The sequence below is a fragment of the Actinokineospora baliensis genome, from assembly GCF_016907695.1.
Taxonomy (GTDB): domain Bacteria; phylum Actinomycetota; class Actinomycetes; order Mycobacteriales; family Pseudonocardiaceae; genus Actinokineospora; species Actinokineospora baliensis.
The window spans coordinates 6,679,746-6,705,308 of the sequence record NZ_JAFBCK010000001.1; the positions used below are offsets into that span (position 1 = coordinate 6,679,746).

Sequence of the window (25,563 nt, forward strand, 5' to 3'; positions counted from 1 at the left end):
GGGCTACTCAGGCCGACATGATCTTGCCGAGAGCCCTCACCGCACCGCAGCCAGAGCCTCCGGCAGCGTGAAGTTCCCGTTGTACAAGGCCTTGCCGATGATCGCACCCTCCACACCGGACACCCGCGATAGCGCGATCAGGTCGTCCACACTGGACACACCGCCCGACGCGACGACCGGGGCCGGGGTTTCGCCGCACACCGACCGAAGCAGGTCGACGTTCGGGCCCTGCAGCGTGCCGTCCTTGCTGACGTCGGTCACCACGTAGCGGGCGCAGCCGTCGCGGTCGAGTCGCGCGAGGACCTCCCACAGGTCGCCGCCGTCCTTGGTCCAGCCGCGGGTGGCGACGCGGTGTTGGCCGTCGACGATGCGGACGTCGAGGCCGACGGCGATGCGGTCGCCGTGGGCGGCGATCGCGCGGGCGCACCACTCGGGGTTCTCCAGGACCGCGGTGCCGAGGTTGACCCGCGCGCACCCGGTCGCCAGCGCGGCCTCGAGCCCGGCGTCGTCGCGGATGCCGCCGGACAGCTCGACCTTCACGTCCAGCGTGCCGACGACCTCGGCCACCAGCGCCCGGTTGTCACCCCGCCCGAACGCGGCGTCGAGGTCGACCAGGTGCACCCACTCGGCGCCGCCGTCCTGCCAGGCGAGGGCGGCTTGCAACGGGGAGCCGTACTCGGTCTCGGTCCCGGCCTCCCCCTGGGTCAGGCGGACGGCTTGTCCGTTGGAGACGTCGACGGCGGGCAGCAACTGGAAGCTCACCCGGGCAGCCTAACCGGTGACGTCGGCGAGCCAGTTCTCCAGCAGCTGCGCGCCCGCGTCACCGGACTTCTCGGGGTGGAACTGGGTCGCCGATAGCGGCCCGTTCTCCGCCGCGGCGACGAAATCGGTGCCGTGCGTGGCCCACGTCACCAGCGGCGCGGGCATCGGCGGCTCGGGGTTGAGCTCCCACGTGCGGGCGGCGTAGGAGTGCACGAAGTAGAACCGCGTGTCCGGCGCCATGCCGTTGAACAGCACGGACTTCTCCGGCGCCCGAACGGTGTTCCACCCCATGTGCGGCACGACATCGGCCTCGAGCCGGTCGATCACCCCGGGCCACTCCGCGCACCCCTCGGTCCGCACGCCGTGCTCGATGCCCTGCGCGAACAGGATCTGCATGCCGACGCAGATGCCCAGCACCGGGCGCCCACCCGCGAGCCTGCGGCCGATGATCCGCTCACCGCGCACCGCCAGCAGCCCCGCCATGCACGCCGCGTACGCCCCGACCCCGGGGACCACGAGCGCGTCGCACTCGAGCGCGGTCTGGAAGTCTCCGGTCACCTCGACCTCGGCGCCCACCCGGCGCAGCGCGCGCTCGGCCGATCGGAGGTTCCCGGACCCGTAATCCAACACGACGACTGATGCCACGCAGGTCAGCGTAGTCGCCGCCCGCCGTGACAAAACCGTGACATCCGACCGCGGTTGAGCGGCGCCGCCACCGGGTAACCCCTTGACGTCTGGTGGGTTCTGGGGATGGAGGCACCCATGGCGGGGTTGGACAGGAGGCCGGTTCGCTGGTCGTTAGCCGCGGTGCTCACCGTGGCCGCGGGCGTGAATGTCTACCTCTCGTTGGCTGAGGGTGTTTGGTGGCCCCTCGCCCTGGCGGCGATCTGGATCGGCTTCGCCGCAGCGCTCTTCCTCCCCGCACCGGAGCCGGTAGAGATCCCCGCCCCGCGCACCGCCCGCGAAGCCCTCGCCCTCGAAGGCTGGAACCTGCCCACCAGCCTCGCGACCCGCTAGGCCGCCCGCCCGACGGACGAGCGGCGCACCGGTCGCCTCAGTCGGCCACCCACACCACGTGCGGCGTGACCTCCGCACGCCCGCCGAACAACGGCAACGCGTGCTCCGCCGACCGAACGCTGAGCCGCGTCGACCCGTCCTCGCTAACCACCGCCGCGTGGTCGTCGAACTCCATGCCCCACGCGGCGATCCGCAGGTCCACCCGCTCGCCCAGTTCCTGCACGACCGCGAACAGCCGCGGCGCCTGGTCCCGCACGATCTCCCGGGTGATCTCCCCGAACTCCGCCTCGCCGACAACGCCACTACCAGCCACGACTACCATCAGTGCCTCCTCGAGTACCCACGCGGCACGATCGCCGCGGGTCGAGGTCTAGAGTGTATCTGGACGTCCAGTTTAGGAAGTGGACGTCCATTGATTCACTCGATCGTGCGACCCCGGAGGTTGATCGGTTTGAGTCAGGACAACGCCACCGTCCGGCGCTGGCACCTGTCGAACAGGCTGCGTGAGCTGCGCGAACACGCGGGCCTCACCCACGACCAGGTCATCGAGCGACTCAAGGGCACCGGCAAGTGGTCCCGCCCCAAGCTCTCCCGCATCGAGAACCGCGAACAAGGCGTGAAGACCCGCGAAGTCGAACAACTCCTCGACGTCTACCAGGTCACGGACCCGGCACTACGCGAGGAGTTGGTCGACCTGGCCAACACCGCCCACCAGCGCGGCTGGATGCTCGACATCCGCAAGAGCCTCCCGCAGGACTTCCACGCGGTCTTGAACTGGGAAGCCGCGCTGGTGGGGCGACGGCAGTTCGAAACGCTGCTGGTTCCCGGGCTGCTGCAGACAGCCGACTACGCCAGAAGCCTGATCACCGGGATCCACCCCTCATTGTCCGAAGAAGAGGTGGAGAACCGAGTCGCCGCTCGGATGGCCCGGCAACAGATCCTCAACCGGTCGAATCCCGCCCAACTCCACGCGATCCTGGACATGGGCGTGCTGGAACGCCCCGTCGGCTCGGCGCGGATCATGCGAAACCAACTCCGCCGGTTGGTCGAAGCCGCAGAGGCATCTCACATCACCGTTCAGGTGCTGCCAAAGTCAGCAGGCGCCAGCCCAGCGCTGGAAGGACCGTTCTCCATCCTCACCCTCCCAGACCCCGTGCCCGACACGGGATACGCAGAAGGTCCGCTGCGGGCTGTGTACATCGAGGACCGAGAGGAAGTCCGGGCCTACACCCTCCGCTTCGGTAGGCTCATGGCCGAGTCCCTCTCTGCGGCCGAGTCGGCAAGAGTCATAACCGATGCCGCCCAACACATCCAGGAGGCGTAGATGACCAACCAGCCCCGATGGCGCAAGAGCTCCTACTCCGGCGGCGGCGGCCAAGGCGGCGGCGACTGCGTCGAGCTAGCCCACTTCCCCACCACCGCCGCGATCCGCGACAGCAAAGCCCCCCACACCCCACCCCTCCACGTCTCCCCCACCACCCTCACCGCCTTCATCACCACCCTCAAGTAGCGTGGCAAGGAGCCAAACCATGCCAACCCACTGGCGCAAAAGCAGCTTCTCCGGCGGCGGTGGCGACATCGGCGGCGGCAACTGCGTCGAGGTGGCCAGCTTCGGCGCAACAACCGCTATCCGCGACAGCAAGGCCCCACACCAGCCGCCGCTGCGCTTCCCGACCCCCGACATGGCGGCTTGCCTTTCCTTCATCCAGGCGGACAATTTCAGCCGTGACTAGCATTCACTGGCGCAAGAGCTCCTACTCCGGCGGCGGCGGCCAAGGCGGCGGCAACTGTGTGGAACTAGCCCACTTCCCCACCACAGTCGCCATCCGCGACAGCAAAGCCCCCCACAACCACCTCCACATCTCCCCCACCACTCTCACCGCCCTGATCACCACCCCCAAGTAGCCCCAGACGGAGCCATACATGCCAACCCACTGGCGCAAAAGCAGCTTCTCCGGCGGCGGCGGCCAAGGCGGCGGCGAGTGCGTCGAACTGGCCCACTTCCCCGCAACAATCGCCATCCGCGACAGCAAGACCCCCAACACCCCACCCCTCCACTTCCCCACTCCCACCCTCACAGCCTGGCTTTCCACCCTCCCCACAACCACTTTCACCCGCCCCTAACCCCGCCGCCGCGCAGTCCCCACCGCGCGGCGGCCCACTTCAAGGCGAACCCGCTCCGCCGAACAGCCCATTCCCGCACACCCCGCCCATCTCCCTGATACGACCGCCGGTGTAGCACCCCTGCCTCGACGGGTGAACACGCGAAGATCACCTATGCGCACCCCACGGGGCCGCTGCTTTCCTTGTGCCGCAAGGAATCAGCCCCCGTGATCGGAGACTCCGTGCCCCGACGTGCCATGCGCCGCGCAGCACTCAGCCTGACGACGCTGCTGTCCCTGTTCGCCATCCTCACCCCACAAGCGGGCGCCACCACCCAGGACGTCGACCCCTGCGCCGGCCGTTCCAAGGGATATCCCCTGCTCACCATCCCCGCCTCGGACACCGACGGGCTCGCCATGGACGTGAGCCTCAAGTGCGGGGAGCAACTGGGCCCCGGCTACCGGTGGGGCCTGCGGCACATCGTCGCCAACCACGCGAGGCTGCTTGCCCCGACGGACTGGGCCGACCTCCAGCGATGCGTGGAACTATTGGCGACGAACTGGGACGGGGCATTGGACTCCGGCACCCAGATCCTGCTCCACCGCACCGCCCGCGACGGCATCGTCTGGCAGATGTGGGTCTGGGACACCTCGTCCCAACGCGGAGTCGCCACGATCTTCGCCACCGACGCCCAACACTCCGACCGCCCCTGGGACAGTTGCCTCTAACCCCCCTCACCTACGGCAACCGAGCCTCAACCCTCTCCGCCGCCCCCATCGCCACTCCACACAACCCCGCCGAATCCCCACCAATAGCCCGAACATCCACCCGCGACGACACCGTCACCTCTAGCGCGACGATGCACCCCGAGTCCGAGTCACCCAGGGCTTTGACGCCGTTGTGCTTGCCTATCCGCACGGGAGACTTCTCCTGGCTGGTGACCAGGTCGCCGACCGCGAGTTCCTTGAAGAAGGTCACGCTGATCGAGTAGCTGTCGGCGATGACGGGCTTCTCGACCCGCCACAGGCACGAACTCCTGCTCGCCGTATCAGTGGCCTTGCCCTCGTCTGTGATCCCCAGGGCCTGGGCATCCGAGCCCGACAGCAATGCACACGCCTTGATCACGTCCGGCTGCGGAGTGCTCGGGTCACCGGACACGGTAGGCCGGGAGGTGGAGGTCGACGCCTCGATTGCGGTCCCCGGCGTGTTAGCGGTACACCCGGCCGCCAGAATCACCGCGCCCGACACCCAACCAAGCCACAAACGCCTCAACCGATACCCCGTCACCCATCCCCCAGCCTGCGCGCGGACTGCTCGTCTGATGCCTCATAGCTTGCCATCGCCTGGAGAATGGCCTGCTCGGCGTCGAGCAACGACTCCCTCAGCTTCAGCACTTGGGTCAAGAAACCCTGGTCATCGCTGGCGACCTTCTGGAGGTAGGGCTTCATCACCTGGGCGTTGGCCGAGGTGCCCAGCTTCGCCTCCTGGCGCAGGAGCTCCAGGTTGACGCGCTCGCTGTCGATCCACGCCACCAGTTCACGGATAGGCTTCAGCAGGGCCTGGCCGCCGTGGTTGTTGACGGCGAAGGAGCCCTGGGCGGCAAGCGCCGCGAAGGCGGCCATGCTCGCCCCGATCACAGGGAGGGCTTCCGGCGGAGGCGACTCACTCACGGCAACGACCGTAACCAGGTTGCCCCAGTCACATCGCGCGAACGAGCCCGGATACTCCGAACGTGGAGACCGGCAACACAAATGGGGTGTCGGGAGGTGAGGGGGCGTGCTGTACTAGCGCCACATGGAAGACAAGATGATGATTCGCCTCTCGAAGAGGCTTTCGAAGGTTCTCCGGCACGATCCCGGCAGTATCGGTGTCACCCTCGACCCAGCCGGTTGGATCGCCGTTGATGAGCTGCTCAAGGCTCTGGCCGAGCACGGCACCAGGATGTCCCGGGCGACGCTGGAGCGAGTGGTGGCTGAGAACAACAAGTCCCGCTTCGCGTTCGACGACACCGGCTCCCGCATCCGCGCCAGTCAGGGGCACACCGTCGCGGTTGAGCTTGGGTTGCCTGAGGCGACTCCTCCCCCGGTGCTCTACCACGGCACCGTCGCCGCGGCTTTGGGCGGGATCCGGGCTGAGGGGTTGCGGCCGATGAAGCGGCACCACGTGCACCTGTCCGCCAATGTCGAGACGGCCATGAATGTGGGGGCGCGGCGGGGGAAGCCGGTGGTGCTCGGGGTTGACGCGGCGGGGATGGGTGCGGCGGGGTACGTGTTCCTCATCAGTGCCAACGGCGTGTGGTTGACCGAGCGGGTGCCGGTGGAGTACCTCGACCTACCTGGAGCTGCCGGGTAGTGTCGACGGGGTGTCCACACTGCCCGAGTCACTGACCATCGGCGAGGTCGCCGAGCGCAGCGGGGTCCCGCACACGGCGCTGCGGTTCTACGAGGAGCGGGGGCTGATCTTCGCCGAGCGGACCGCGGGCAACCAGCGGCGGTACCCGCGCGCCGTCCTGCGCAGGCTGGCGTTCATCCGCACCGCGCAGCGGGTCGGGCTGAGCCTGGAGGAGATCCACGACGCGCTGGACACGTTGCCGGAGCGGCGGACGCCGACGAAGGTGGACTGGGCGCGGCTGTCGAAGTCGTGGCGCAGCGAACTGGAGGCGCGGATCGACTCGCTGCAGCGGCTGCGCGACAACCTCACCTCGTGCGTGGGCTGCGGCTGCCTGTCGCTCAAGTCGTGCCACCTGGTCAACACCGACGACCGCTTGGCGGCCTTCGGACCCGGCGCGCCGAGGTTGAAGGCCGCCAGTGAAGGCGGAATAGACTAGTACCAGGCGATGGCCCCGCCGAGGGCCAATAGCGCCAGGACCGCCAGCACCGCGGCGGCCGCCCGGGAGTTGTTCTTCCAGGTCGTGTAGACGCCGCCGACGAGGATGCCCGCCAGGGCGATGAGGGCCACGACCACCACTTCGCGCGGCACTACAGCACACCCTTGGTGGACGGGACGCCGCCGATGCGCGGGTCTGGCTCCGCGGCGGCGCGCAGTGCCCTGGCGAACGCCTTGTACTCGGCTTCGGTGATGTGGTGCGGGTCCCGGCCGTGGATGACCCGCAGGTGCAGGGCGATCTGGGCGTGGAAGGCGATGGACTCGAACACGTGCCGGTTGAGCACGGTCGGGTAGTTGCCGCCGACGGTGAAGCCGACCATGACGTCCGGTTCGCCGGTGTGCACGCAGTAGGGGCGCCCGGAGACGTCCACCGCGGCGTGCGCGAGGGTCTCGTCCATCGGGATCCAGGCGTCGCCGAAGCGGCGGATGCCCTTCTTCTCGCCGAAGGCCGCGCGCAGCGCCTGGCCGAGCACGATGGCGACGTCCTCGACGGTGTGGTGCGCGTCGATGTGGGTGTCGCCGGTGGCGCGCACGACCAGGTCCAGCGCGCCGTGCGTGCCCAGCGCGGTGAGCATGTGGTCGTAGAACGGCACCCCGGTGTCGATCTCCACCTCGCCGGTGCCGTCGAGGTCGACCTCGACCAGGACCGAGGACTCCTTGGTGACCCGCTCGACGCGGCCGACGCGGTTGCTCATCGCACGATCTCCTTGCTGGCGGCCAAGAACGCGTCGTTCTCGGCCGGGGTTCCCACCGTCACCCGCAGGTGGCCGGGGATGCCGACGTCGCGGACCAGCACGCCCTGGTCCAAATAGGACTGCCAGGCCGCGCGCGGGTCGGCGAACGGTCCGAAGAGGATGAAGTTGGCATCGCTTGGCACGACGGCGAAACCGAGTCCCGCGAGCTCACCGGCCACCCGGTCCCGCTGGGCGGCAAGGGCGTGCACCGAGGCAAGCGTTCCCGAGGCGTGCCGCAGTGCCGCGCGCGCGGCGGCCTGGGTCAGCGACGACAGGTGGTACGGCAGGCGCACCAACAACAACGCGTCGACCACGGCGGGGGCGGCGGCCAGGTAGCCGAGTCGGCCGCCCGCGAACGCGAACGCCTTGCTCATGGTGCGGCTGACGATGACCCGGGTGGGGAACTCGTCGATCAGGTGCACCGCGCTCTCCTGCGGGGAGAACTCGGCGTACGCCTCGTCGACGACCACGATCCCGGACGTCGCCTCGACCAGCTTCCGCAGGTCCCCCAACGGGATCGACTGCCCGGTCGGGTTGTTGGGACTCGTCACGAACACCACGTCCGGTGCCCGCTCGGCCAGCACGGCGACAGCGGCGTCCACGTCAAGCGAGAAGTCCGCGCGACGCGGTGTCGGCGCCCATTCGGTCCGGGTGCCCGCGGCGATGATCGGGTGCATCGAGTACGACGGCTCGAACCCCAGCGCGGTGCGGCCGGGACCGCCGAAGGCCTGCAGGATCTGCTGCAGGATCTCGTTGGACCCGTTGGCGGCCCACAGGTTCGCGACCGTGAGCGGCGCGCCCGTCGCCCCGGTCAGGTACGTGGCCAGGTCGGTGCGCAGGTCCACCGCGTCGCGGTCCGGGTACCGGTGCAGCGTTCCCGCGATCTCGGCGACCGCGGCGGTGAGGTCGGCAATCAGCTCCGGCGGCGGCGGGTACGGGTTCTCGTTCGTGTTGAGCTGGACCGGAACATCCAACTGCGGTGCCCCATAAGGGGAACGTCCGCGCAAGTCCTCGCGCAGCGGCAGGTCTGACAGAGCCGCGCGCTCTCCGGGGGCGCTCATGCGTCGTCCCGGAAGCGTGCCGTGACGGCCTGGCCGTGCGCGGGGAGGTCTTCGGCGTTGGCCAGCGCGACGACGTGCCCGGCGACCTCGCGCAGCGCGTCCTCGCTGTAGTCGACGACGTGGATGCCGCGCAGGAACGTCTGCACCGACAGCCCCGAGGAGTGCCGCGCGCAGCCACCCGTTGGCAGCACGTGGTTCGAGCCCGCGCAGTAGTCCCCGAGCGAGACCGGGGCGTACGCGCCGACGAAGATCGCTCCGGCGTTGCGCACCCTGGCGGCGACCTCCCGCGCGTTCGCGGTCTGGATCTCGAGGTGCTCGGCGGCGTAGGCGTCCACGACCCGCAGCCCGTCGTCCACAGAGGACACCAGGACGGTGCCCGACTGGGGACCGGTGAGCGCGGTCGCGACCCGGTCGCTGTGCTTGGTCGCCTTGACCTGGCGGACGAGTTCGGCGTCAACCGCGTCGGCCAGCTCGACCGAGTCGGTGACCAGGACGCTGGCCGCGAGCGGGTCGTGCTCGGCCTGGCTGATCAGGTCGGCGGCCACGTGCACCGGGTCGGCACCGGCGTCGGCGAGGATGGCGATCTCGGTCGGCCCGGCCTCGGAGTCGATGCCGATGAGACCGCGCAGCAGGCGCTTGGCCGCGGTGACGTAGATGTTGCCGGGGCCGGTGATCGTGTCGACCGGGGCGAGCTCGGCGCCGTCGGTGTCGGTGCCGCCGTAGGCCAGCAGCGCCATCGCCTGCGCCCCGCCGACCGCCCACACCTCGTCGACGCCCAGCAGCGCGGCGGCGGCCAGGATCGTCGGGTGCGGTCTGCCGCCGAAGTCCGCCTGCGGCGGCGAGCACACGACCAGCGACTCGACCCCCGCGGCCTGGGCGGGCACCACGTTCATGACCACGCTCGACGGGTACACCGCCAGCCCGCCGGGGGCGTAGAGGCCGACCCTGGCGACTGGGACCCAGCGCTCGGTGACGGTGCCGCCGGGCACGACCTGGGTGGTGACATCGGCGCGCCGCTGGTCGCTGTGCACGACCCTGGCCCGCGCGATCGACTCCTCCAGCGCGGCGCGCACGGCCGGGTCGAGCTCGGCCAGCGCGGCGGTCAGCTCGCCGACCGGGACCCGCACCCCCGCGGGCCGGACGCCGTCGAACCGCTCGGTGTACTCGAGGACGGCCTCGACACCCCGGGCCCGCACGTCGTCGACGATCGGCCGCACCCGATGCAGCACCTGGTCCACGTCGACCTCGGCCCGGGGCAGCGCGGTGCGCAGCGCGGCGGGCGACGGGACGGCGGAACGCAGGTCGGTACGGGAGAGCATGGGGTCCTTCCATCGACGGGACCCATCAAGAATATGCGCTCCCGGTATCCGCGGGGACTTCGGTACCGCAGGTCACAGCCTCGCGACGGCGTCCACCGTGCGGTCGACCTGCCCGTCGGCGACGAAGTAGTGCGGTGAGGCGCGAACGACCTGCTCAAGGCCGCGCCGGGTCATGTCGTAGCGCGTGGAGGTCACCCGGCTGACGGTCACGGTGACGTCGCGCTCGGCGAGGGCGGCCTTGACCGCGTCAGGGGCCACGCCGTCGACGGTGAAGCTGACGATGCCCGCCGGGCTGGTGCCGAGGTCGTGCACGGTGACCCTGGGCAGGGCGGCCAGGCCGGTGCGGAGCCGGTCGGCGCGGGCGGTGACGGTCGCGGCGATGCGGTCGAGCCCCAGGTCGAGCGCGTAGCGGAGGGCGGCGAGCAGGCCGAGCCGCTCGGCGACCGAGTTCTCCCACAGCTCGAACACCCGGGCGTCGGCGCGGACGGTGATCTCGTCCGGGGCGGTCCAGGTGGCGCCTTGCAGGTCGATGAGCCGGGGCTCGAGCCGGTCGAGGACCGATCGGCGGACGGCGAGCAGGCCGGTGCCGCGGGGGCCGCGCAGCCACTTGCGGCCGGTGCCGGTGATCATGTCGGCGCCGGTGCCCGCGAAGGTGACCGGCATCTGCCCGATCGACTGGCAGGCGTCGAGCAGGACCAGGGCCCCGGCGTCCTTGGCGACGGCGGCGGCGTCCGCGACCGGGCTGACCAGGCCGCCGTTGGTGGGCACGTGCACCAGGGAGACGAGCTTGACCCGCTCGTCGAGGGTGTCGCGCAGGGCGTGGAGGTCGATGCGGCCGTCGGCTCCGGAGGGCACCAGCTCGACGGTCGCGCCCGCCCGCTTGGCCAGGTTGAGCAGGGCGATGGCGTTGCCGCCGTACTCGACCTCGGTGGTGAGGATCCGGTCGCCCGCGGCGAGCGGCACCGCGTCGAGCAGGGCCAGCCAGGACCGGCTGGCGCTGTCGGTGAAGGCGACCTCGTCGGGGGCGCACCCGAAGAGCTCGGCGGCGAGCCCGTAGCCCGCCTCGAACTCGTCCAGCCGCTCGGCGAAGGCGCGGTAGCCGCCGACCTCGGCCTCGCGGCGCAGGTGGGCGACCACCTCGTCCACCACCGGTCGCGGCGGGAGCGACGAGCCCGCGCTGTCGAGGAAGACCTGGTTGATGGCGGCGGGGGTGTCCGCCTGCGCCAGTTCGACCGGGATCAGTTCGGCGTCCACGCTTGCAGGTTCCACCACGGCCCCCAGGTGTAGTCAGCGCCGGTGGCGTCCACCACCGACGTGTAACCGGTCCAGTTGTCGCGCAGTACGTAGGTGTGGGTCGGTACTGCCAAGACAACCATGGTTGGCGTAGTGGCGTAAGCACGCTGAAGGGCGCGGAACGCGACCGCGCGCTGTGCCGGGTCCGTAGTGGCGCGCGCGGCATCCAACGCTGCTGCGGCTTCTCCGCCCGCGGGGTGCAGCAGCGGGAAGAGGGCGGCATCGGGGTCGAACGGGTCGCCGTAAGAGATCAGGCCGGGTGAGCCCTTGGCGGCAGGGTCCGCGGTGGCCTTGATGCCAAGAGCCGCGGCAGCCTTGGTCAACGCCGATGCCAGCTCACGGTCGATCACGTCGGACATCGAGTAGGCCAAGGTGAACTCGGCCCTCTCCCCCGCCTTGACTCTTATGCCGTCCGCACCAGGAACCCATCCAGCGGCGTCCAGGACGCTCTTAGCCCGAGCGAGGTCATGGTCGATGTGCGCGCCAGGCTCGATGAACTCGGCCAACACCGGCGGCACCGGTAGCGACAACGGTGTGCCCTTACCGACGAGAGCCTCGTCGACGATCTGCTGCCGATCGACCGCGAGGTTAAGAGCCAGCCGCACAGCCGGGTCGGCGGTCACACCCTTGTCGTCGAACGCGACCGCGCGAACATCCGCGCTGCGCTGCTCAACGACGGTAAGCCCATTGGCCTGACGGAACTCCTGAGTCAACCGCGCCGGTAGCTCCACCCCGTCAAGCTTGCCGTCACGCATGCGCTCGGCGCGGGACTCGTCTTCTTGGATGAACTCGATCGTCACGTTCGTAATGGCAGGCCTGCCGCCGTAGTAGGCCTTGTTCGCGGTCAGAGTCAGCCGTGCACCCGACTGCCAGTCGACGAGTTGGTAGGGGCCGGTGCCGATGGGCTTGGTTGCTGTGCTGGTCGGTGCTGGGATGCCCATGACGAGTAGGTCCAGGAAACCGGCGTAAGGCTGGGTGAGGTCGAACCGCACGGTGCGCGGGTCAACCACGTTGACCTTGTCGACCATCCAGAAGCGGCTCCGCAGATCGCTACCCGGGTCAATCACGCGCCTATAGACCGCAGCCACAGCCGCTGCGTCGAGCGCGGCACCATCGGTGAAGGAGACGTCATCGCGCAGCCGCACCGTCCACGACCTGCCGTCCGCGCTCGGCTCAGGCAGCACAGCCGCCAACGCGGGCCGCACCGTGCCACTAGGCGTGTGCTCCACAAGCCCGTCGAAGATCTTCGCCGCGCCATAGAGGGCGTAACCGGCCGCCGGATCCAGCGACTTCGGCTCGTGCGCCACCCCGATCACCAGCGAAGTCCCCGCCGGATCCCCTGATGCGGGCGGAGCGGGATCGGGGGTGCAGGCCACCACACCGGTGGCAAGTGCCCCGGCGACGATGACGAGACCCACTCGGCGAGGCAGGATCGACACAGGCACCGACACTAGTCCACCCCGAGGGAGCCCCCGTGCGCGTAGCGCTGTGCCAGATCAGCTCGACCCCCGACCCGGCGGCCAACCTCGACCAGGTCCGCACCCAGGTCGCCGCGGCGGCCGCCCGGGGCGCCCGCGTCGTCCTGTTCCCCGAGGCGACGATGGTCAACTTCGCGGTGCCGCTGGCCCCGGTCGCCGAACCCCTGGACGGCCCCTGGGCCACCGCCGTCCGCCAGATCGCCGACGAGGCGGGCGTGGTCGTCGTGGCGGGCATGTTCACCCCGTCCCCCGACGGCCGGGTGTTCAACACCCTGCTGGCCACCGGCCAGGGCCACCACCTCGGCTACGACAAGATCCACCTCTTCGACGCCTTCGGCTTCCAGGAATCCCGCACCGTCGCCCCCGGCACCGACGTCGTCACCTTCGACCTCGACGGCACCACCTTCGGCCTGGCCACCTGCTACGACATCCGCTTCCCCGAACTCTTCCGCGCCCTGGCCGACAAGGGCGCCACCGCGACGTTGCTGGGCGCCTCGTGGGGGGCCGGACCGGGCAAGCGGGAGCAGTGGGAGCTGCTGGTCCGCGCCCGCGCCCTGGACTCCACCTCCTGGCTCCTGGCAGCCGGACAGGCGGATCCGGGACAGGTGGAGGGAACCGCCCCCCTCGGCATCGGCTACAGCACCGTGGCCAACCCCCGAGGCGAGATCACCGACCAACTCACCGGCGACACCGGAGTGATCCTGGTCGACATAGACCCAGCCGAAGCCACCACCACCCGAGCCGCCATCCCCGTCCTGGCCAACCGCCGCCTCTGACCCGGCTAGGCCGGGAGTCCAACCCTCTCGGCCAGCATCGGGGTCCAGTGCCGGTAGACACCTCCGCCCAGCTCGATGGGCGGGGCTCCAGCGTCGGCGGGCTTGAGCACCGCCCTCCCATCGGCGAACGCGCGCAGAGTCGCCCCGGAGGGGAGAACCCTCGCGGCCCGGTCACTGTCAGCTGTGCGGACCTGCCAACTCTCGCCGCCGAGGGTGAGCACCCGCGGATCGCTCTCGCCCTCGCACCTGGCCGTCAGGACGAGAACCACCAGCTCGTCGCCGTTCCACCACACATCCGCGACTCCGGTGTGCCCGGGATCGATCTCCGGCAACCCCGGGATCGCCCGCGCGGACCCGGTGTCGATGTCGAGCACGGTCGGATGGCTGCTGCTGTCATCGCACCCCCATTGCGCCCCGTCGTTGAACGCGACCAAGTCCTTTGCCTCGTTGACACTGATGTCACTGAACGGCATGGTCCCCGCACTCTCGTAGCGCCACGCGGTTCTTCCGTCCTCGCCGAACCCAACAGCGACGTCGGGCCCGCCTTGGGACCCGGGCGCGGGCGAGTACTTGACGACCGTCGTGTGCTCGGTCGCCGCGATGACCTCGGGCGGGAACAAGCGCTCGATCTCCTCCGGCGTCCAGTGCGGCAAATCCGCCGGGTAGTCCAACGAGACCGGCATGGTGCCCCGCTCCACGAGGTCACGCACGCCGTACCTGTGCACGACCCGACTGCTGATGGTGCGCACCTCGTCCCCGGTGAGCGCGGCGCCCGCACAGCCCGGACAGGGAACACGGCGGAGGTCCCCGCTCTCCGGCTGCCACGAGACCAGCTCAGCGACAGCCGGAACCTCGGGATCAGGGGCAACGACACCCACGGCCACCCGCCCGTCCGTCGACCACGCGAACCCACCCATCGGCATACCCCCGAGTGGACGCTCGCCCCGCTCATCAAGCCCGAAGGCAACATCACCCCGCACCCACACGACCGGATGAACCCGCAACGGCCCTGGCTCGGGCTGCCGCACCACACCCGAACAGGAAGCGGTCATCAACGCCAAGGCGAACCCCACGCTCCTCAGCACAACGAATCCTCCGCCACAGCCTGCGGGTTCGGCAGCTCACAAAGGGAGTAGTCGTTGTCGAGCTGGTGCACGTGCTGGTAGCTCAGCAACCCCGACGCCGTCTTGCTGGGCCCGGCGACAGCAAACGGTTTGCCCCCATCGTCGATCGTCTGGTGACGGGTTTCCCCGCCGATCTGGTAGGTGACGGTGAGGTCGAACCGGAAGAGGTCCCGCTGCGACCGTGCACGGAGGACGATCACCTGCTGCTCGTTGTCCTTCAACGAGATGGTGTTCGCGTCGAAGTAGGGCGTGCCCCCCTTCTTGTCGAACGGGTTGTCCCCCACCACCAACCGGAGGACCGGACGCGGCTCGTCGAGGTCCACCAACATCCGCAGGGCCGCGTCACCTCCCTGGGCGGGCATGAGCAGGAGGGTGCCTGCGGGCGGTGGCTCTCGGCTCACAATGCGCGGAGCCACGTCCACCACGCGGATCAGCTGGTTGCGCCTGCCTTCGAGCGTGATCCGGAGTGTCAGGTTCCAGATCTGCACACCACCCAGGTCCCGTACGTCCGCCAAGAACCGGGTATCGGTCGGCACGTTGGGCTGGTCGAGGCGAGCGCGCATGCTCCCGTCGAGCTCGACCCCCGCCGGGGTCGCCATCGTCGCCCCCTCGTCATCCAGGTGGACTTGGTCGACGACCGCACGGATCTCGGTGCCTGTCCGGAACTCGTCGAGCTGCTCGGGAGCTCCGGCGACCTGGATGGCGTAGTGCACCACAACTGCCGTGGCCGCCGACACCACTATGGTGAGGACGATGTTCAGGGGCTTGGTGAACCACTTCCGCCAAGACTTGACCGGGCCTGCCTGCTCGACGCCGGGATCTGGCCGCGTCCTCCCCACGACTCGCACAGGTCGGCTCCGCATATCGATCCTTCCGCCAGTGACCGGGGATCGATACCGTAGACCGTACGGCCAGCGCCTACGGCTCCCTTGCCAAGCAGCCGCCGCATTCTCGCCACCACCACCAGACCCGCTAACAGGACACGACCTAGCCGGTGCGTAGGTCCATGCCCAGGTCGAGTGCGGGTGCGGAGTGGGTCAGGCCGCCGACTGCTAGGTAGTCGACGCCGGTGGCGGCGTAGGTGGGGGCTGTGGGGAGGGTTAGGCCGCCGGAGGCTTCTAGGTGGGTTTGGGTTCCGGTGGCTCTGCGAACGGCTTCCACGCAGTTGGGGATGGTGAAGTTGTCCAGGAGGACCAACTCGGCTTCGGCGGCCAGGGCTTCGTCGAGTTGGTCGAGGGTGTCGACTTCGACCTCCACGGACAGGTGGGGGGCGTGGGCTCGGGCTGCCGCGAGGGCGGCGGTGACCGAGCCTGCGGCGACGACGTGGTTGTCTTTGATGAGGATGGCGTCGCCGAGGCCTAGGCGGTGGTTGATGCCGCCGCCGCAGCGGACCGCGTATTTCTCCAGCAGGCGCAGGCCCGGGAGGGTTTTGCGGGAGTCTCGGATCTGGGCGCCGGTGTCGGCCACCGCCGAGACCCAGGCGGACGTGGTGGTGGCGATGCCGGAGAGGTGGCAGAGGAAGTTCAGGGCGGTGCGTTCCGCAGTGAGCAGTTGGCGGGTGTTGCCGCGCACCACCAGGACCGGCTTACCCGGCACGACCGCGGAGCCATCCTCCACACAGGACTCGACAACCAGGTCCAATACCACCCGCCGCAGGACCTCCAGGGCCACCGGCACGCCTGCGACCACGCCCGGACGGCGCGGGGTGAACTCGGCGACTGCGACCGCTGAGGCCGCGACGGTGGCTTCGGTCGTGGCGTCCGGGCCGTAGCGCAGGTCTTCTTCCAGCGCCGTCGTGACCGCGCGGGCCATGTCGTCCTTGTCGATCACGCGACACCCCGCAGGGCGGTCACGCCACCGAGCACCGGCTGGCCAGAGGGCGTCAGCCGGACCCACTGGCTGCGGCGCCACGCGTCGTCTCGCTGCGGGAAGTCGGTGCGCACGTGGCAGCCGCGCGATTCCCGGCGGGCCGCGGCCGAGGCGATCAGCGCCCGGCCGACCAGGGTCAGCGCCGCGTCCTCGACCGCGACCCTGGAGTCGAGCACTCGCTCCACAGTGGACACGTCGAGCACCGAACCGACCACCGCCAACCCCTCGGCCTCCCGACCGATGGCCGCGTACCGGCTCATCACCCGCTGCAGCGAATCCCGCTCCGCCACCGGCGCGACCGGCAACTCCCCCACCACAGCCGCCCGTGGATCGGCCAGTCGACCGACCGCCAGGTCCGCCGCGACAGCCTCCGCCGCCCGCGCCCCCACGACCAGTCCCTCCAGCAAGCTGTTGGACGCCAACCGGTTCGCCCCGTGCAAGCCCGTGCTGGCGACCTCACCGGCCGCGTACAGACCCACCACCGGGGTCCGACCATCCACATCGGACACAACGCCGCCACACGCGAAATGCGCCGCGGGCGCGACCGGGATCGGCTGGACCACCGGGTCCACCCCCGCCGCAACGCACGCCGCGTACACCGTGGGGAACCGGGTCCGGAACGTCGCCGCGTCCAAGTGGGTCGCGTCGAGGAACACGTGGTCGTCGACCCCGCCGCGCTCCAGCGCCATGTGCCGGGTGATCGCGGCGGCCACGACGTCGCGCGGCGCCAGGTCCGCCAGCGGGTGCACCCCCGCCATCACCCGCGCCCCGGTCGCGTCGACCAGCACGGCCCCCTCGCCGCGCACCGCCTCCGTCACCAGCGGGCACCGCCCCCGCGCGCCCTGTCCGGTGTAGAGCACCGTCGGGTGGAACTGCACGAACTCCACGTCCGCGACCGGCGCCCCCGCGCGCAGCGCCAACGCCAGCCCGTCCCCCGTCGCGACCTCCGGGTTCGACGTCGCCTGGTAGAGCTGCCCCAGCCCACCGGTCGCCAGCAGCACGGCGGAGGCCGTCAGCACGCCCGGCACCCCCGCGCCGTCGAGCACGTGCAGCCCCGCCACCGCCCCAGACGGTGTCTTCAGCGCCTGCACCGCGACGTGGTTCTCCAGTACCGGGACCCGGCCGTCGCGCGCGGCACCCAGCAGCGCCCGTTCCACCTCGGCGCCCGTCGCGTCGCCGCCCGCGTGCACCACGCGGAACGCGCTGTGCCCGCCCTCTCGGGTGCGCGCCAGCCGACCGTCGGCGCCGGAGTCGAAGACCGCGCCCAACTCCAGCAGCCGGGTCACCGCCGCGGGACCGCCGAACACGATCTCCCGGACCGCGTCCTCGTCGCACAGCCCGGCGCCCGCGACCAGCGTGTCCGCCACGTGCCGCTCGACCGAGTCGCCCTCGTCGTGCTCACCGGGCAGCACCACGGCGACGCCGCCCTGGGCCCACCTGGTGTTGCCGTCCTCGGCCGTCGCCTTGGTCACCACCAGCACCCGCAGCCCCAACGACTGCGCGCGCAACGCCGCCGTCAGCCCGGCGACCCCGGTGCCGACCACGACCAGGTCGGCGCGCGCCTCCCAGCAGGGGCTCATTCCCCACCGCCCGGCTGACCGATCTCGATCATCCGCTGCACCGCGCCGCGCGCCCTGGCCGCGGTGTCGGGGTCCACGTGCACCTCGTCGCGGTTCTCCCGCAGCGACCGCAGCAGCGCGGCCGGGGTGATCATCTTCATGTACCGGCACGAGGCCCGGTCGTTGACCGCGGCGAACTCGATGTCCGGTGCGGCCTTGCGCAGCTGGTGGATCATGCCGATCTCGGTCGCCACCAGCACCGAGGTGGCCTTGGTCGCGCGCGCCTGGGTCACCATGTCGCCGGTGGACAGGATCTTGACCCGCTCCGGGGCGACGATGCCCTCGCCCGCGAGGTAGAGCGCCGAGGTGGCGCACCCGCACTCGGGGTGGATGAACAGGTCGGCGTCCGGGTTGGCCGCCGCCCGCTCGGCCAGCTCCGGGCCGTTGATGCCCGCGTGCACGTGGCACTCCCCGGCCCAGATGTGCATGTTCTCCCGGCCGGTCTCGCGCTTGACGTGCGCGCCGAGGAACTGGTCCGGCAGGAACAGCACCTCCCGGTCGGCCGGGATGGAGGCCACCACGTCGACGGCGTTGGACGAGGTGCAGCAGATGTCGGTCTCGGCCTTCACCTCGGCGGTGGTGTTCACGTAGGACACCACCACGGCACCGGGGTGCTCGGCCTTCCAGGCGCGCAGCTCGGCGCCGGTGATCGAGTCGGCCAGCGAGCAGCCCGCGCGCTCGTCGGGGATGAGCACGGTCTTCTCGGGACTGAGGATCTTCGCGGTCTCGGCCATGAAGTGCACGCCGCAGAAGATGATGGTCGACGCCGAGCTGGAGGCGGCGATGCGGCTCAGCGCCAGGGAATCACCCGTGTGGTCGGCGATGTCCTGGATCTCCGGCAGCTGGTAGTTGTGCGCGAGCAGGACGGCGTCCCGCTGCCGCGCGAGCTCGCGCACCTCGTCCCGCCACGCGGCGTCCGCCTCCACCCCGTGGTAGGGGGTCAGGTCGATCGTGTCCGCGGTCATGGGGTCCTCCTGTCGTGTCCGATTTCCGATCCCGAGGTTTTCGCCTTAGGATCGAAAACATGACCGATGCTACCACCGCGGACCCACCGCTCGTCCACGAAGTACTGGCCGCGGTGCTGCAGGTGAGGCAGGGATCACTGCGCGTGCTGCTGTGGGAGCGGGCCATGGAACCGCACGCGCACCGCTGGTCGCTGCCCGGTGGCAGGCTGCGCGCCGACGAGGACGTGGAGGCCTCGATCCGCAGGCAGCTTGCCGAGAAGGTCGACGTCCGGCAGGTCTCGCACGTCGAGCAGCTCGCCGTCTTCAGCGCCCCGGACCGGGTCCCCGGGCCCAGGGTCGTCGCCACTGCGTTCCTGTGCCTTGTCCCCTCCCACATGGACCCCGAACTGCCGGAGGACACCGCGTGGCACCCGGTGTCCACCCTGCCGGAGACCGCATTCGACCACGGCGCCATCGTCCTGCGCGCCCGCAACCGGCTGCGCGCGAAGCTGTCCTACACCAACATCGGCTTCGCCCTCGCGCCCCCGGTGTTCACCATCTCGGCGCTGCGGGGGCTCTACTCGGCCGCGCTGGGCTACCGGGTGTCGGCGACGAACCTGCAGCGGGTGCTGTCCCGGCGGGGTCTGCTGGAGCCGACCGGGGAGACCGCCAAGCCCGGCCGGGCCGGCGGCAGGCCCGCGGCGCAATTCCGGTTCGCCGACAGCACAATGGCGGTGACCGACCCGTTCGCGGTGCTCAAACCCCCCGCGCCGGAGCGGGGGCGGTGACCGGGAGCGCACCCACCACCACGATCGGACAGCGGGCGGTTGCGCTTCGTCGTAGCGTTGTCGCGTGGCCGATTCGCTTCCGCTGTTCCCGCTTCGGGCGGTGCTGCTTCCCGGGGCGAACCTGCCTTTGCACATCTTCGAGCCGCGCTACCGGCAGCTGACCGTCGACCTGGTCACCGGAGCGCTGCCCGAGCGCACCTTCGGCGTCGTCGCACTGCGACCGTCGACCGACCACGAGGTCACCGACCTGTCCCAGCTGCGCGGCATCGGCTGCTCGGCGGCGCTGCGGCAGGCCAAGCGGCTGCCGGACGGGCGCTTCGACATCATCACCACCGGCGACCGCCGGTTCCGGCTGCTCGACATCGACGCCACCGCCGCGCCGTACCTGATGGGCACGGTGGAGTGGGTCCCCGACACCGAGCAGCCCACCGCCGCGGTCGAGTCGGTGTCCATGCTGGTCGACGCCGCCCGCGCCGCGCACCGCCGGTACTGCAACGCGGCCTGGCGCAGCGACGACTGGACCGAGCCGGACGCCGACACCGAGACCTACAAGCTGGCGCACGCGCTGGCCGCGGACTGCCTGCTGAGCCTGGAGGACCGCCAGCGGCTGCTGGAGGAAACCCGGCCGCTGCACCGGTTGCGGATGGTCGGTCAGCTGCTCAACCGGGAGGCGGGCATCCTCTCGGCACTGCACGCCGTCCCGGCGCCACCGTCGGAGTTCAACACCCCGCTCTGCCTCAACTGAGCGGGCGCGGGGCTAGCCCAAGCGCCTGCCCAGGTCGTCGCTGCCGTTCCACGCGGCGGCCAGGCCGTAGCTCAACGCCGTACCCAGCGGCCAGGCGAGGATGGCCCACGCCGACTCCAGGCGGGGCGCCAGGGTCAGCACGTCCCCGACCTTCGGCGCCCCGGGCAGCTCGAACCGGCCCTGCGCCCACGACAGCCCCACCTGGTAGGCCAACCACGCCGCCAGCACCGACCCGAGGACCCCGGCGACGAGCAGCACCGGCCCCCGGCGTTCCCGCACGAGCCACAGCGCGGCACCGGTCACGATCCCGGCCGCCAAGCCGAGCAACATGAACAGCACGAGGTCGTCGAAGCGGTGGTAGCTCTCCGTGCGCAGCGCGGCCGGGGTGCCGTCCTCCACGATCTGCACCAGCAGACCGGGCGCCAACCGCGACCACAGGAAGCCCACCGCGAGCCCGAGCAGCGAGATCGTCGACAGCACGCTGACCGCGGGCAACAGGTCGCGCTTGACGGCCACCGGCGCCCGCCGCTGGTCCGGCGGTACCGGGTACGGCGGTAGTGCGTCCCGCGCGTCCTCTGTCCGCACCGGCTGCTCCGCCACCCGTCGACCTCCACTCGCGACACCACCCGCGGACCGGGTCCGGTCCGCCCGCGAGACTAGCCCGTCGCCACCGCACTGGTCGTTTCGCCGTGCCTGGAGCAGCGGGCGGACCAGCCGACCGGGGTGATCTGCACGACCATCCGGCGGGCGCACTCCGGGCAGAACCGGGGCGGTTCGAGCGCGGCGCGCGCACCCCGGCAGCCGGGGTGCTCCCCCTCGGCCTCGGGGAGACCGCAGTGCACGCAGAACATGGGGCGTACTCCAAGGTCGGGAAGCCGCTGGCTGGTACCAGCAGCTCGATGGGGTGGAATCGTTTCGTGTGGGGGGACGACACCCGTAGCCTGACCGGCTGCTGGCTGGGCCGTCCCTTTGGCCCCCAGCTTTTCAGGCCCAGCACGGGTGTCGTAGGGGCCCCACACGAAACGAGTTCACCCCATCGAGCACCGGGCCCAGCGTCAGAGCGAGTCGCTGAGGGCCTTGATGGGCATCTTCAGGTCGGCCAGCATGTCGAGGTCGCGCTGGGCGGGCCTGCCGAGGTTGGTCAGGTAGTTGCCGACGATGATCGCGTTGATGCCGCCGAGCATGCCCTGCTCGGCGCCCAGGTCACCGAGGGTGAGCTCGCGGCCGCCCGCGAAGCGCAGCATGGTGCGCGGCAGCGCCAGCCGGAACGCCGCGACCAGCTTGAGCGCCTCGCGGCCCTCGATCGGCTCGTAGTCCTCGTAGGGGGTGCCCGGCTGCGGGATGAGGAAGTTCATCGGGACCTCGTGCGGGTCCAGCTCCGCCAGCTGCACCGCGAACTCGGCGCGCTGCTCCTCGGTCTCGCCCATGCCCAGGATGCCGCCGCTGCAGACCTCCATGCCCGCCTCGCGGACCATCCGCAGCGTGTCCCAGCGCTCCTCCCAGGAGTGCGTGGTGACCACGTTCGGGAAGTGCGAGCGGGCGGTCTCCAGGTTGTGGTTGTAGCGGTGCACGCCCATGCCGACCAGCTCGTCGACCTGCTCCTGGGTCAGCATGCCCAGCGAGCAGGCGATCTGGATGTCGTTGCCGGACTCGCGGATCGCCTTGATGCCGTCGCGCACCTGCGAGAGCAGCCTGGCGTCGGGGCCGCGCACGGCGGCGACGATGCAGAACTCGGTGGCGCCGGTGAGCGCGGTCTGCCTGGCCGCCTCGACCAGGCCGGGGATGTCGAGCCACGCGGAGCGGACCGGGGTGGGGAAGCGACCCGACTGCGAGCAGAAGTGGCAGTCCTCGGGGCAGCCGCCGGTCTTGAGGCTGATGATGCCCTCGACCTCGACCTCCGGGCCGCACCAGCGCATCCGCACCTCGTGCGCCAGCGCCAGCAGGTCCTCGAACCGGTCGTCGGCCAACCGCAGCACGTCGAGCACCTGCTCCTGCGACAGGCCGACGCCGCGCTCGAGCACCTGCTCGCGGGCGACAGCGAGCACGTCGACCTCGGCGGTGCTGTCGTGGGTGCGCTCAGCGGCGGCGGTCACGGATGTCCTCCTCGTGCGGGGGTTTGGCCTGGCCTGCGGGTGGTGTCCCGAGCGCACAGTCTGCCCCATGGGGTTGGTCGGGATGAGCGATGAATGTCACGCCGGGTGCGTGTCGGCGAAGTCCTTGGCGTCGAACGCGCCGCCCAGCACCGGACCCAGCGAGGCCCTGGCGACCTGCTCGAACGCCGCCGGGTCCAACTCCCCCGCGCGCTCGGGGAAGGCGCCGATCAGCGGGGCCTGGGCGACCACAGGCAGGTCCTCGATGTTGCAGCGGGCAGCGAGGTCGGGCGCGTCCGGCCAGTCCCCGATGACCACCCCGGTGCAGACGACCCCGCGGCGGCGCAACGCCTCGGCGGTCAGCGCGGTGGCGTTGAGGGTGCCGAGCCCGGCCTGGGCGACGATGACGACCGGCGCCCCCAGCGCCCAAGCGACATCGGCCAGCGTCCCGCCATCGGGGTCGAACCGGACCAGCAAACCGCCGGCACCCTCGACGAGCACCAGGTCGTGACCGTTGTCGAGCTCCACAGCGGCACCGGCGACCTCCGACGGCCGCACCGGCGGCATGCCGACCCGGCGGGCGGCGGTGTCGGGGGCCAGCGGGTCGGGGAAGCGGCGCAACTCGCGGGTGGTGATCCCGGCGACCCGGGCCCCGACCTCGTCGACATCACCCGGCTCGGCCGCACCGACCCCGGTCTGCGCCGGTTTGAGCACGGCCACCCGCTGGCCGTTGGCCGCGGCGAGCGCGGCGATCCCGGCGGTGACGACGGTCTTGCCGACGCCGGTGCCGGTCCCGGTGATCACGAGGACACTCACGGGCACACAGGCTAGCGGCCGGTGCCGCGCGCGGAACCCCGACCGGGCCCGTACTGGGGTTAGGGTCGGGAACGTGACCAACGAACCCGTGGTGATCTACAGCGCCGACTGGTGCGGTGACTGCAGGCGCGCCAAGTCCTGGCTCACCGCCAACGCCGTCCCCTACACCGAGATCAACGTCGAACACGACGACGCGGCCCGCGACCACGCCATCGACCTGGCGGGCGGTAGGCAGGAGATCCCGGTGCTGGTGCTCCCGGATGGCGCGGTCCTGGTGGAACCGACCAACGCGCAACTGGCCCAAGCACTGGCCTAACCCGCCACGGCGAACCAGTGGTGGTCGTGGCCGCGCCGACGAAGCCGCGTCGGGCAACGAGCTCGACGGACGCGCCCAACCTCCGGCACCCAGCACCCGCGCCCCGCCACGGCAGCCGTAGTCACAATTCGGCGGACGCCCACCACTGCGACGCCTTCCGGCAGCGGCCCAGCGAGCACGCCTGCGATGATCGCGGCGAGCCGGTGGTGGTCGCGCCGACGAAGCTGCGTCGGGCAACGAGATCGTGAAGGCTCGCAGGCGCCGCTAGGCACAGCCGCTGCGATCACGGCGATGTCCCCGGCGGCGCCGATGAACGATGGCATCGGGCGGACTAGACCGCCGAATCGCCGAGGTGGCGCGGCCCGACGAGCCGGCGGACGCCCAGCACGCTCGCAACCTCAGCCCGCAGCAGCAGCGTCGCACCGCATCCACGTCCCCCACAAGCCCGATAGGCGCCCCCTCGCTCAACCCGCTGCGGCGGCGGCGAGGACACCCGTAGTGATCGTGGCGATGTCCTCGGTGGTGCTGATGAACGGCGGCATCGTGTAGACGAGGTCGCGGAAAGGGCGTAGCCACACGCCTGCCTCGACCGCGGCGGCTGTCGCGGCGGTCATGTCGACGGGGTGGTCGAGTTGGACTACGCCGATGGCGCCGAGGACTCGGACGTCGTGGACGCCGGGGAGGGTGCGGGCGGGGGCCAGGCCTCGGGTGAGTTCGGCTTCGATCCGCTTGACCGTGGCCCGCCAGTCGCCCGCGAGGAGGAGGTCGATCGAGGCCAGGGCAACGGCGGAGGCCAGGGGGTTGCCCATGAAGGTGGGGCCGTGGGCCAGGACCGGGACCTCGCCGCGGGAGATGCCGTCGGCGACGCGGGGGGTGCACAGGGTGGCGGCCATGCTGAGGTAGCCGCCGGTGAGGGCCTTGCCGACGCAGAGGATGTCGGGGCTGATGCCCGCGTGGTCGGCGGCGAAGAGCTCTCCGGTGCGGCCGAAACCGGTGGCGATCTCGTCGAAGATCAGCAGGACGTCGTTGGCGAGGGTCAGCTCGCGCAGGACGTGCAGGTACCGCGGGTCGTGGAAGCGCATCCCACCCGCGCCCTGGACCACCGGCTCGACGATGACCGCGGCCAGCTCGTCGGCGTGGGTCTCGATGAGCTCGGCGAGCTGGGCGACGTAGTCGTGGTCGAACGCGGCGGGTGGTTCGTCGGCGAAGACCTGGACGGGCAGGACCCCGCGCCACAGGCTGTGCATGCCGCCGTCGGGGTCGCACACGCTCATCGGGTTGAAGGTGTCGCCGTGGTAGCCGCCGCGCCAGGTGAGCAGCTTGGTCTTGCGGGTGTCACCGAGCGAGCGCCAGTGCTGCAGCGCCATCTTGATCGCGACCTCGACGCCGACCGACCCGGAGTCGCACAGGAACACGTGCCGCAGCGGCTCCGGGGTGATCTCCACCAGCCGGGCGGCCAGCCGCACCGCCGGTTCGTGGGTGAGGCCGCCGAACATGACGTGGCTCATCCGGCCGAGCTGCTCGGTCACCGCCGCGTCGAGCACCGGGTGCCGGTACCCGTGGATCGCCGCCCACCACGACGACATCCCGTCCACCAGCTCCCGCCCGTCGGCCAGGGTCAGCCGGACCCCCGCCGCCGACTCGACCACCAGCGGCCGCTGGGTACCCGGCATCGGCCCGTACGGGTGCCACACGTGCGCGCGGTCGAGGTCGAGCAGCTCTTCGGCAGTCACGGCGGCGAGGCTAGTGGCTCGACCCAGAAGGTTGGTGGGGTATCGGCCTGTCCACGGCGTTCCTGGCAAGGCGCCGGAACGGCCTCGTAC

34 protein-coding genes are annotated in these 25,563 nt (G+C 70.8%); 13 read left to right on the plus strand and 21 right to left on the minus strand.

Annotated features, from left to right (window positions below):
* Nucleotides 1-36 precede the first annotated feature (36 nt).
* Nucleotides 37-762: a bifunctional 1-(5-phosphoribosyl)-5-((5-phosphoribosylamino)methylideneamino)imidazole-4-carboxamide isomerase/phosphoribosylanthranilate isomerase PriA gene (gene priA, locus JOD54_RS29540; RefSeq protein ID WP_204455234.1), complete on the minus strand. Its 726-nt coding sequence runs from the start codon at nucleotides 760-762 to the stop codon at nucleotides 37-39.
* A 9-nt stretch (nucleotides 763-771) separates the two neighbouring features.
* On the minus strand, nucleotides 772-1,407 hold the full coding sequence (gene hisH / locus JOD54_RS29545) for an imidazole glycerol phosphate synthase subunit HisH (RefSeq protein ID WP_204455235.1): 636 nt from the start codon (nucleotides 1,405-1,407) through the stop codon (nucleotides 772-774).
* A gap of 117 nt (nucleotides 1,408-1,524) precedes the next feature.
* On the opposite strand from hisH, the gene JOD54_RS29550 reads away from it, so the two are divergent.
* Nucleotides 1,525-1,779: a hypothetical protein gene (locus JOD54_RS29550; RefSeq protein ID WP_204455236.1), complete on the plus strand. Its 255-nt coding sequence runs from the start codon at nucleotides 1,525-1,527 to the stop codon at nucleotides 1,777-1,779.
* Between the two features lie 37 nt (nucleotides 1,780-1,816).
* Here the strand turns inward: JOD54_RS29550 and JOD54_RS29555 are convergent, their stop codons facing one another.
* Nucleotides 1,817-2,101, minus strand: a complete 285-nt coding sequence (locus JOD54_RS29555) for a hypothetical protein (protein ID WP_239573550.1) — start codon at nucleotides 2,099-2,101, stop codon at nucleotides 1,817-1,819.
* A gap of 129 nt (nucleotides 2,102-2,230) precedes the next feature.
* Here JOD54_RS29555 and JOD54_RS29560 point away from each other — a divergent pair, with 129 nt between their 5' ends.
* From JOD54_RS29560 to JOD54_RS29585, 6 genes are all read left to right on the plus strand, one after another.
* On the plus strand, nucleotides 2,231-3,103 hold the full coding sequence (locus JOD54_RS29560) for a helix-turn-helix domain-containing protein (protein ID WP_204455237.1): 873 nt from the start codon (nucleotides 2,231-2,233) through the stop codon (nucleotides 3,101-3,103).
* Entirely contained in the window at nucleotides 3,104-3,289 is a 186-nt protein-coding gene (locus tag JOD54_RS29565; RefSeq protein ID WP_204455238.1) for a DUF397 domain-containing protein, read from the plus strand.
* Nucleotides 3,290-3,308: 19 nt separating this feature from the next.
* Nucleotides 3,309-3,512 carry a DUF397 domain-containing protein gene (locus JOD54_RS29570; protein ID WP_204455239.1) on the plus strand — a complete coding sequence of 68 codons (204 nt, stop codon included), beginning with the start codon at nucleotides 3,309-3,311 and terminating at the stop codon, nucleotides 3,510-3,512.
* Nucleotides 3,505-3,684: a DUF397 domain-containing protein gene (locus JOD54_RS29575; protein WP_372440357.1), complete on the plus strand. Its 180-nt coding sequence runs from the start codon at nucleotides 3,505-3,507 to the stop codon at nucleotides 3,682-3,684. The genes JOD54_RS29570 and JOD54_RS29575 overlap by 8 nt, the downstream gene beginning before the upstream one ends.
* 18 nt (nucleotides 3,685-3,702) lie before the next feature.
* Entirely contained in the window at nucleotides 3,703-3,903 is a 201-nt protein-coding gene (locus JOD54_RS29580; protein WP_204455240.1) for a DUF397 domain-containing protein, read from the plus strand.
* A gap of 206 nt (nucleotides 3,904-4,109) precedes the next feature.
* Nucleotides 4,110-4,610, plus strand: a complete 501-nt coding sequence (locus tag JOD54_RS29585) for a hypothetical protein (protein WP_204455241.1) — start codon at nucleotides 4,110-4,112, stop codon at nucleotides 4,608-4,610.
* 10 nt (nucleotides 4,611-4,620) lie between these two features.
* Here the strand turns inward: JOD54_RS29585 and JOD54_RS29590 are convergent, their stop codons facing one another.
* A complete protein-coding gene (locus JOD54_RS29590; protein ID WP_307860382.1) occupies nucleotides 4,621-5,169 on the minus strand; it encodes a DUF3558 family protein in 549 nt (182 codons plus the stop codon).
* Nucleotides 5,166-5,552 carry a hypothetical protein gene (locus JOD54_RS29595; protein WP_307860384.1) on the minus strand — a complete coding sequence of 129 codons (387 nt, stop codon included), beginning with the start codon at nucleotides 5,550-5,552 and terminating at the stop codon, nucleotides 5,166-5,168. Before JOD54_RS29595 ends, JOD54_RS29590 begins: the two co-directional genes overlap by 4 nt.
* Nucleotides 5,553-5,676: 124 nt before the next feature.
* On the opposite strand from JOD54_RS29595, the gene JOD54_RS29600 reads away from it, so the two are divergent.
* Both JOD54_RS29600 and soxR read left to right on the plus strand, forming a co-directional pair.
* Complete coding sequence (locus tag JOD54_RS29600; RefSeq protein WP_204455243.1) at nucleotides 5,677-6,234, plus strand: RNA 2'-phosphotransferase; 558 nt, start codon at nucleotides 5,677-5,679, stop codon at nucleotides 6,232-6,234.
* 10 nt (nucleotides 6,235-6,244) lie between these two features.
* On the plus strand, nucleotides 6,245-6,709 hold the full coding sequence (gene soxR, locus JOD54_RS29605; protein WP_204455244.1) for a redox-sensitive transcriptional activator SoxR: 465 nt from the start codon (nucleotides 6,245-6,247) through the stop codon (nucleotides 6,707-6,709).
* Here soxR and JOD54_RS29610 read toward each other — a convergent pair.
* The 6 genes from JOD54_RS29610 to JOD54_RS29635 all read right to left on the minus strand — a co-directional run bounded on the left by JOD54_RS29610 (nucleotide 6,706) and on the right by JOD54_RS29635 (nucleotide 12,614).
* Nucleotides 6,706-6,861 (minus strand): CG2302 family histidine operon protein, encoded by a 156-nt coding sequence (locus JOD54_RS29610; RefSeq protein ID WP_204455245.1) that lies wholly within the window; start codon nucleotides 6,859-6,861, stop codon nucleotides 6,706-6,708. The two genes, soxR and JOD54_RS29610, sit on opposite strands and share 4 nt — an antisense overlap.
* Nucleotides 6,861-7,463, minus strand: coding sequence for an imidazoleglycerol-phosphate dehydratase HisB (hisB, locus tag JOD54_RS29615; RefSeq protein ID WP_204455246.1), 603 nt, complete (start codon nucleotides 7,461-7,463; stop codon nucleotides 6,861-6,863). Before hisB ends, JOD54_RS29610 begins: the two co-directional genes overlap by 1 nt.
* Entirely contained in the window at nucleotides 7,460-8,563 is a 1,104-nt protein-coding gene (locus JOD54_RS29620) for a histidinol-phosphate transaminase (RefSeq protein ID WP_204455247.1), read from the minus strand. The genes hisB and JOD54_RS29620 overlap by 4 nt, the downstream gene beginning before the upstream one ends.
* Nucleotides 8,560-9,882, minus strand: a complete 1,323-nt coding sequence (gene hisD / locus JOD54_RS29625; protein ID WP_204455248.1) for a histidinol dehydrogenase — start codon at nucleotides 9,880-9,882, stop codon at nucleotides 8,560-8,562. Before hisD ends, JOD54_RS29620 begins: the two co-directional genes overlap by 4 nt.
* Before the next feature lie 72 nt (nucleotides 9,883-9,954).
* A complete protein-coding gene (locus JOD54_RS29630; RefSeq protein ID WP_204455249.1) occupies nucleotides 9,955-11,136 on the minus strand; it encodes an aminotransferase class V-fold PLP-dependent enzyme in 1,182 nt (393 codons plus the stop codon).
* On the minus strand, nucleotides 11,121-12,614 hold the full coding sequence (locus JOD54_RS29635; protein WP_204455250.1) for an ABC transporter substrate-binding protein: 1,494 nt from the start codon (nucleotides 12,612-12,614) through the stop codon (nucleotides 11,121-11,123). The genes JOD54_RS29630 and JOD54_RS29635 overlap by 16 nt, the downstream gene beginning before the upstream one ends.
* A gap of 35 nt (nucleotides 12,615-12,649) precedes the next feature.
* Here JOD54_RS29635 and JOD54_RS29640 point away from each other — a divergent pair, with 35 nt between their 5' ends.
* On the plus strand, nucleotides 12,650-13,429 hold the full coding sequence (locus JOD54_RS29640; protein WP_204455251.1) for a carbon-nitrogen hydrolase family protein: 780 nt from the start codon (nucleotides 12,650-12,652) through the stop codon (nucleotides 13,427-13,429).
* A gap of 5 nt (nucleotides 13,430-13,434) precedes the next feature.
* On the opposite strand, the gene JOD54_RS29645 is transcribed toward JOD54_RS29640, so the two are convergent.
* From JOD54_RS29645 to nadA, 5 genes are all read right to left on the minus strand, one after another.
* Nucleotides 13,435-14,346, minus strand: a complete 912-nt coding sequence (locus JOD54_RS29645; protein WP_204455252.1) for a hypothetical protein — start codon at nucleotides 14,344-14,346, stop codon at nucleotides 13,435-13,437.
* A gap of 161 nt (nucleotides 14,347-14,507) precedes the next feature.
* Complete coding sequence (locus JOD54_RS29650) at nucleotides 14,508-15,401, minus strand: hypothetical protein (protein WP_204455253.1); 894 nt, start codon at nucleotides 15,399-15,401, stop codon at nucleotides 14,508-14,510.
* A gap of 139 nt (nucleotides 15,402-15,540) precedes the next feature.
* A complete protein-coding gene (nadC, locus tag JOD54_RS29655; protein WP_204456795.1) occupies nucleotides 15,541-16,365 on the minus strand; it encodes a carboxylating nicotinate-nucleotide diphosphorylase in 825 nt (274 codons plus the stop codon).
* 14 nt (nucleotides 16,366-16,379) lie between these two features.
* Nucleotides 16,380-18,002 (minus strand): L-aspartate oxidase, encoded by a 1,623-nt coding sequence (locus tag JOD54_RS29660; protein WP_204455254.1) that lies wholly within the window; start codon nucleotides 18,000-18,002, stop codon nucleotides 16,380-16,382.
* Nucleotides 17,999-19,006: a quinolinate synthase NadA gene (gene nadA, locus JOD54_RS29665; RefSeq protein ID WP_204455255.1), complete on the minus strand. Its 1,008-nt coding sequence runs from the start codon at nucleotides 19,004-19,006 to the stop codon at nucleotides 17,999-18,001. Before nadA ends, JOD54_RS29660 begins: the two co-directional genes overlap by 4 nt.
* Before the next feature lie 59 nt (nucleotides 19,007-19,065).
* Between nadA and JOD54_RS29670 the strand changes: the two genes are divergently transcribed.
* On the plus strand, nucleotides 19,066-19,773 hold the full coding sequence (locus JOD54_RS29670; RefSeq protein WP_275592692.1) for an NUDIX hydrolase: 708 nt from the start codon (nucleotides 19,066-19,068) through the stop codon (nucleotides 19,771-19,773).
* Nucleotides 19,774-19,837: 64 nt separating this feature from the next.
* Nucleotides 19,838-20,518, plus strand: a complete 681-nt coding sequence (locus JOD54_RS29675) for an LON peptidase substrate-binding domain-containing protein (RefSeq protein WP_204455256.1) — start codon at nucleotides 19,838-19,840, stop codon at nucleotides 20,516-20,518.
* Nucleotides 20,519-20,530: 12 nt separating this feature from the next.
* Here JOD54_RS29675 and JOD54_RS29680 read toward each other — a convergent pair whose 3' ends face one another.
* The 4 genes from JOD54_RS29680 to bioD form a co-directional block, all read right to left on the minus strand.
* A complete protein-coding gene (locus tag JOD54_RS29680; protein WP_307860386.1) occupies nucleotides 20,531-21,118 on the minus strand; it encodes a DUF2567 domain-containing protein in 588 nt (195 codons plus the stop codon).
* Between the two features lie 56 nt (nucleotides 21,119-21,174).
* Nucleotides 21,175-21,369 (minus strand): biotin synthase auxiliary protein BsaP, encoded by a 195-nt coding sequence (gene bsaP / locus JOD54_RS29685; RefSeq protein ID WP_204455257.1) that lies wholly within the window; start codon nucleotides 21,367-21,369, stop codon nucleotides 21,175-21,177.
* A 204-nt stretch (nucleotides 21,370-21,573) separates the two neighbouring features.
* Nucleotides 21,574-22,611, minus strand: a complete 1,038-nt coding sequence (gene bioB, locus JOD54_RS29690; RefSeq protein ID WP_204455258.1) for a biotin synthase BioB — start codon at nucleotides 22,609-22,611, stop codon at nucleotides 21,574-21,576.
* Nucleotides 22,612-22,707: 96 nt separating this feature from the next.
* On the minus strand, nucleotides 22,708-23,424 hold the full coding sequence (gene bioD, locus JOD54_RS29695) for a dethiobiotin synthase (protein ID WP_204455259.1): 717 nt from the start codon (nucleotides 23,422-23,424) through the stop codon (nucleotides 22,708-22,710).
* Nucleotides 23,425-23,497: 73 nt separating this feature from the next.
* Here bioD and JOD54_RS34790 point away from each other — a divergent pair, with 73 nt between their 5' ends.
* The gene (locus JOD54_RS34790) at nucleotides 23,498-23,740 is read left to right on the plus strand and encodes a glutaredoxin family protein (protein ID WP_307860388.1); all 243 of its coding nucleotides are present in this window, start codon (nucleotides 23,498-23,500) and stop codon (nucleotides 23,738-23,740) included.
* A gap of 464 nt (nucleotides 23,741-24,204) precedes the next feature.
* On the opposite strand, the gene JOD54_RS29705 is transcribed toward JOD54_RS34790, so the two are convergent.
* Complete coding sequence (locus JOD54_RS29705; protein ID WP_204455260.1) at nucleotides 24,205-25,473, minus strand: adenosylmethionine--8-amino-7-oxononanoate transaminase; 1,269 nt, start codon at nucleotides 25,471-25,473, stop codon at nucleotides 24,205-24,207.
* Between the last annotated feature and the right edge of the window lie 90 nt (nucleotides 25,474-25,563).

Bases quoted from the DNA above. Each gene is read 5' to 3' on its own strand.
- JOD54_RS29660 (WP_204455254.1), bottom strand. From the start codon at position 18,002: ATGAGCCCCTGCTGGGAGGCGCGCGCCGACCTGGTCGTGGTCGGCACC.
- hisD (WP_204455248.1), bottom strand. From the start codon at position 9,882: ATGCTCTCCCGTACCGACCTGCGTTCCGCCGTCCCGTCGCCCGCCGCG.
- nadA (WP_204455255.1), bottom strand. From the start codon at position 19,006: ATGACCGCGGACACGATCGACCTGACCCCCTACCACGGGGTGGAGGCG.
- hisB (WP_204455246.1), bottom strand. From the start codon at position 7,463: ATGAGCAACCGCGTCGGCCGCGTCGAGCGGGTCACCAAGGAGTCCTCG.
- JOD54_RS29620 (WP_204455247.1), bottom strand. From the start codon at position 8,563: ATGAGCGCCCCCGGAGAGCGCGCGGCTCTGTCAGACCTGCCGCTGCGC.
- JOD54_RS29550 (WP_204455236.1), top strand. From the start codon at position 1,525: ATGGCGGGGTTGGACAGGAGGCCGGTTCGCTGGTCGTTAGCCGCGGTG.
- JOD54_RS29555 (WP_239573550.1), bottom strand. From the start codon at position 2,101: ATGGTAGTCGTGGCTGGTAGTGGCGTTGTCGGCGAGGCGGAGTTCGGG.
- JOD54_RS29580 (WP_204455240.1), top strand. From the start codon at position 3,703: ATGCCAACCCACTGGCGCAAAAGCAGCTTCTCCGGCGGCGGCGGCCAA.
- JOD54_RS29565 (WP_204455238.1), top strand. From the start codon at position 3,104: ATGACCAACCAGCCCCGATGGCGCAAGAGCTCCTACTCCGGCGGCGGC.
- JOD54_RS29670 (WP_275592692.1), top strand. From the start codon at position 19,066: ATGACCGATGCTACCACCGCGGACCCACCGCTCGTCCACGAAGTACTG.
- bsaP (WP_204455257.1), bottom strand. From the start codon at position 21,369: ATGTTCTGCGTGCACTGCGGTCTCCCCGAGGCCGAGGGGGAGCACCCC.
- JOD54_RS29570 (WP_204455239.1), top strand. From the start codon at position 3,309: ATGCCAACCCACTGGCGCAAAAGCAGCTTCTCCGGCGGCGGTGGCGAC.
- JOD54_RS29600 (WP_204455243.1), top strand. From the start codon at position 5,677: ATGGAAGACAAGATGATGATTCGCCTCTCGAAGAGGCTTTCGAAGGTT.
- JOD54_RS29645 (WP_204455252.1), bottom strand. From the start codon at position 14,346: ATGGGTGGGTTCGCGTGGTCGACGGACGGGCGGGTGGCCGTGGGTGTC.
- nadC (WP_204456795.1), bottom strand. From the start codon at position 16,365: ATGGCCCGCGCGGTCACGACGGCGCTGGAAGAAGACCTGCGCTACGGC.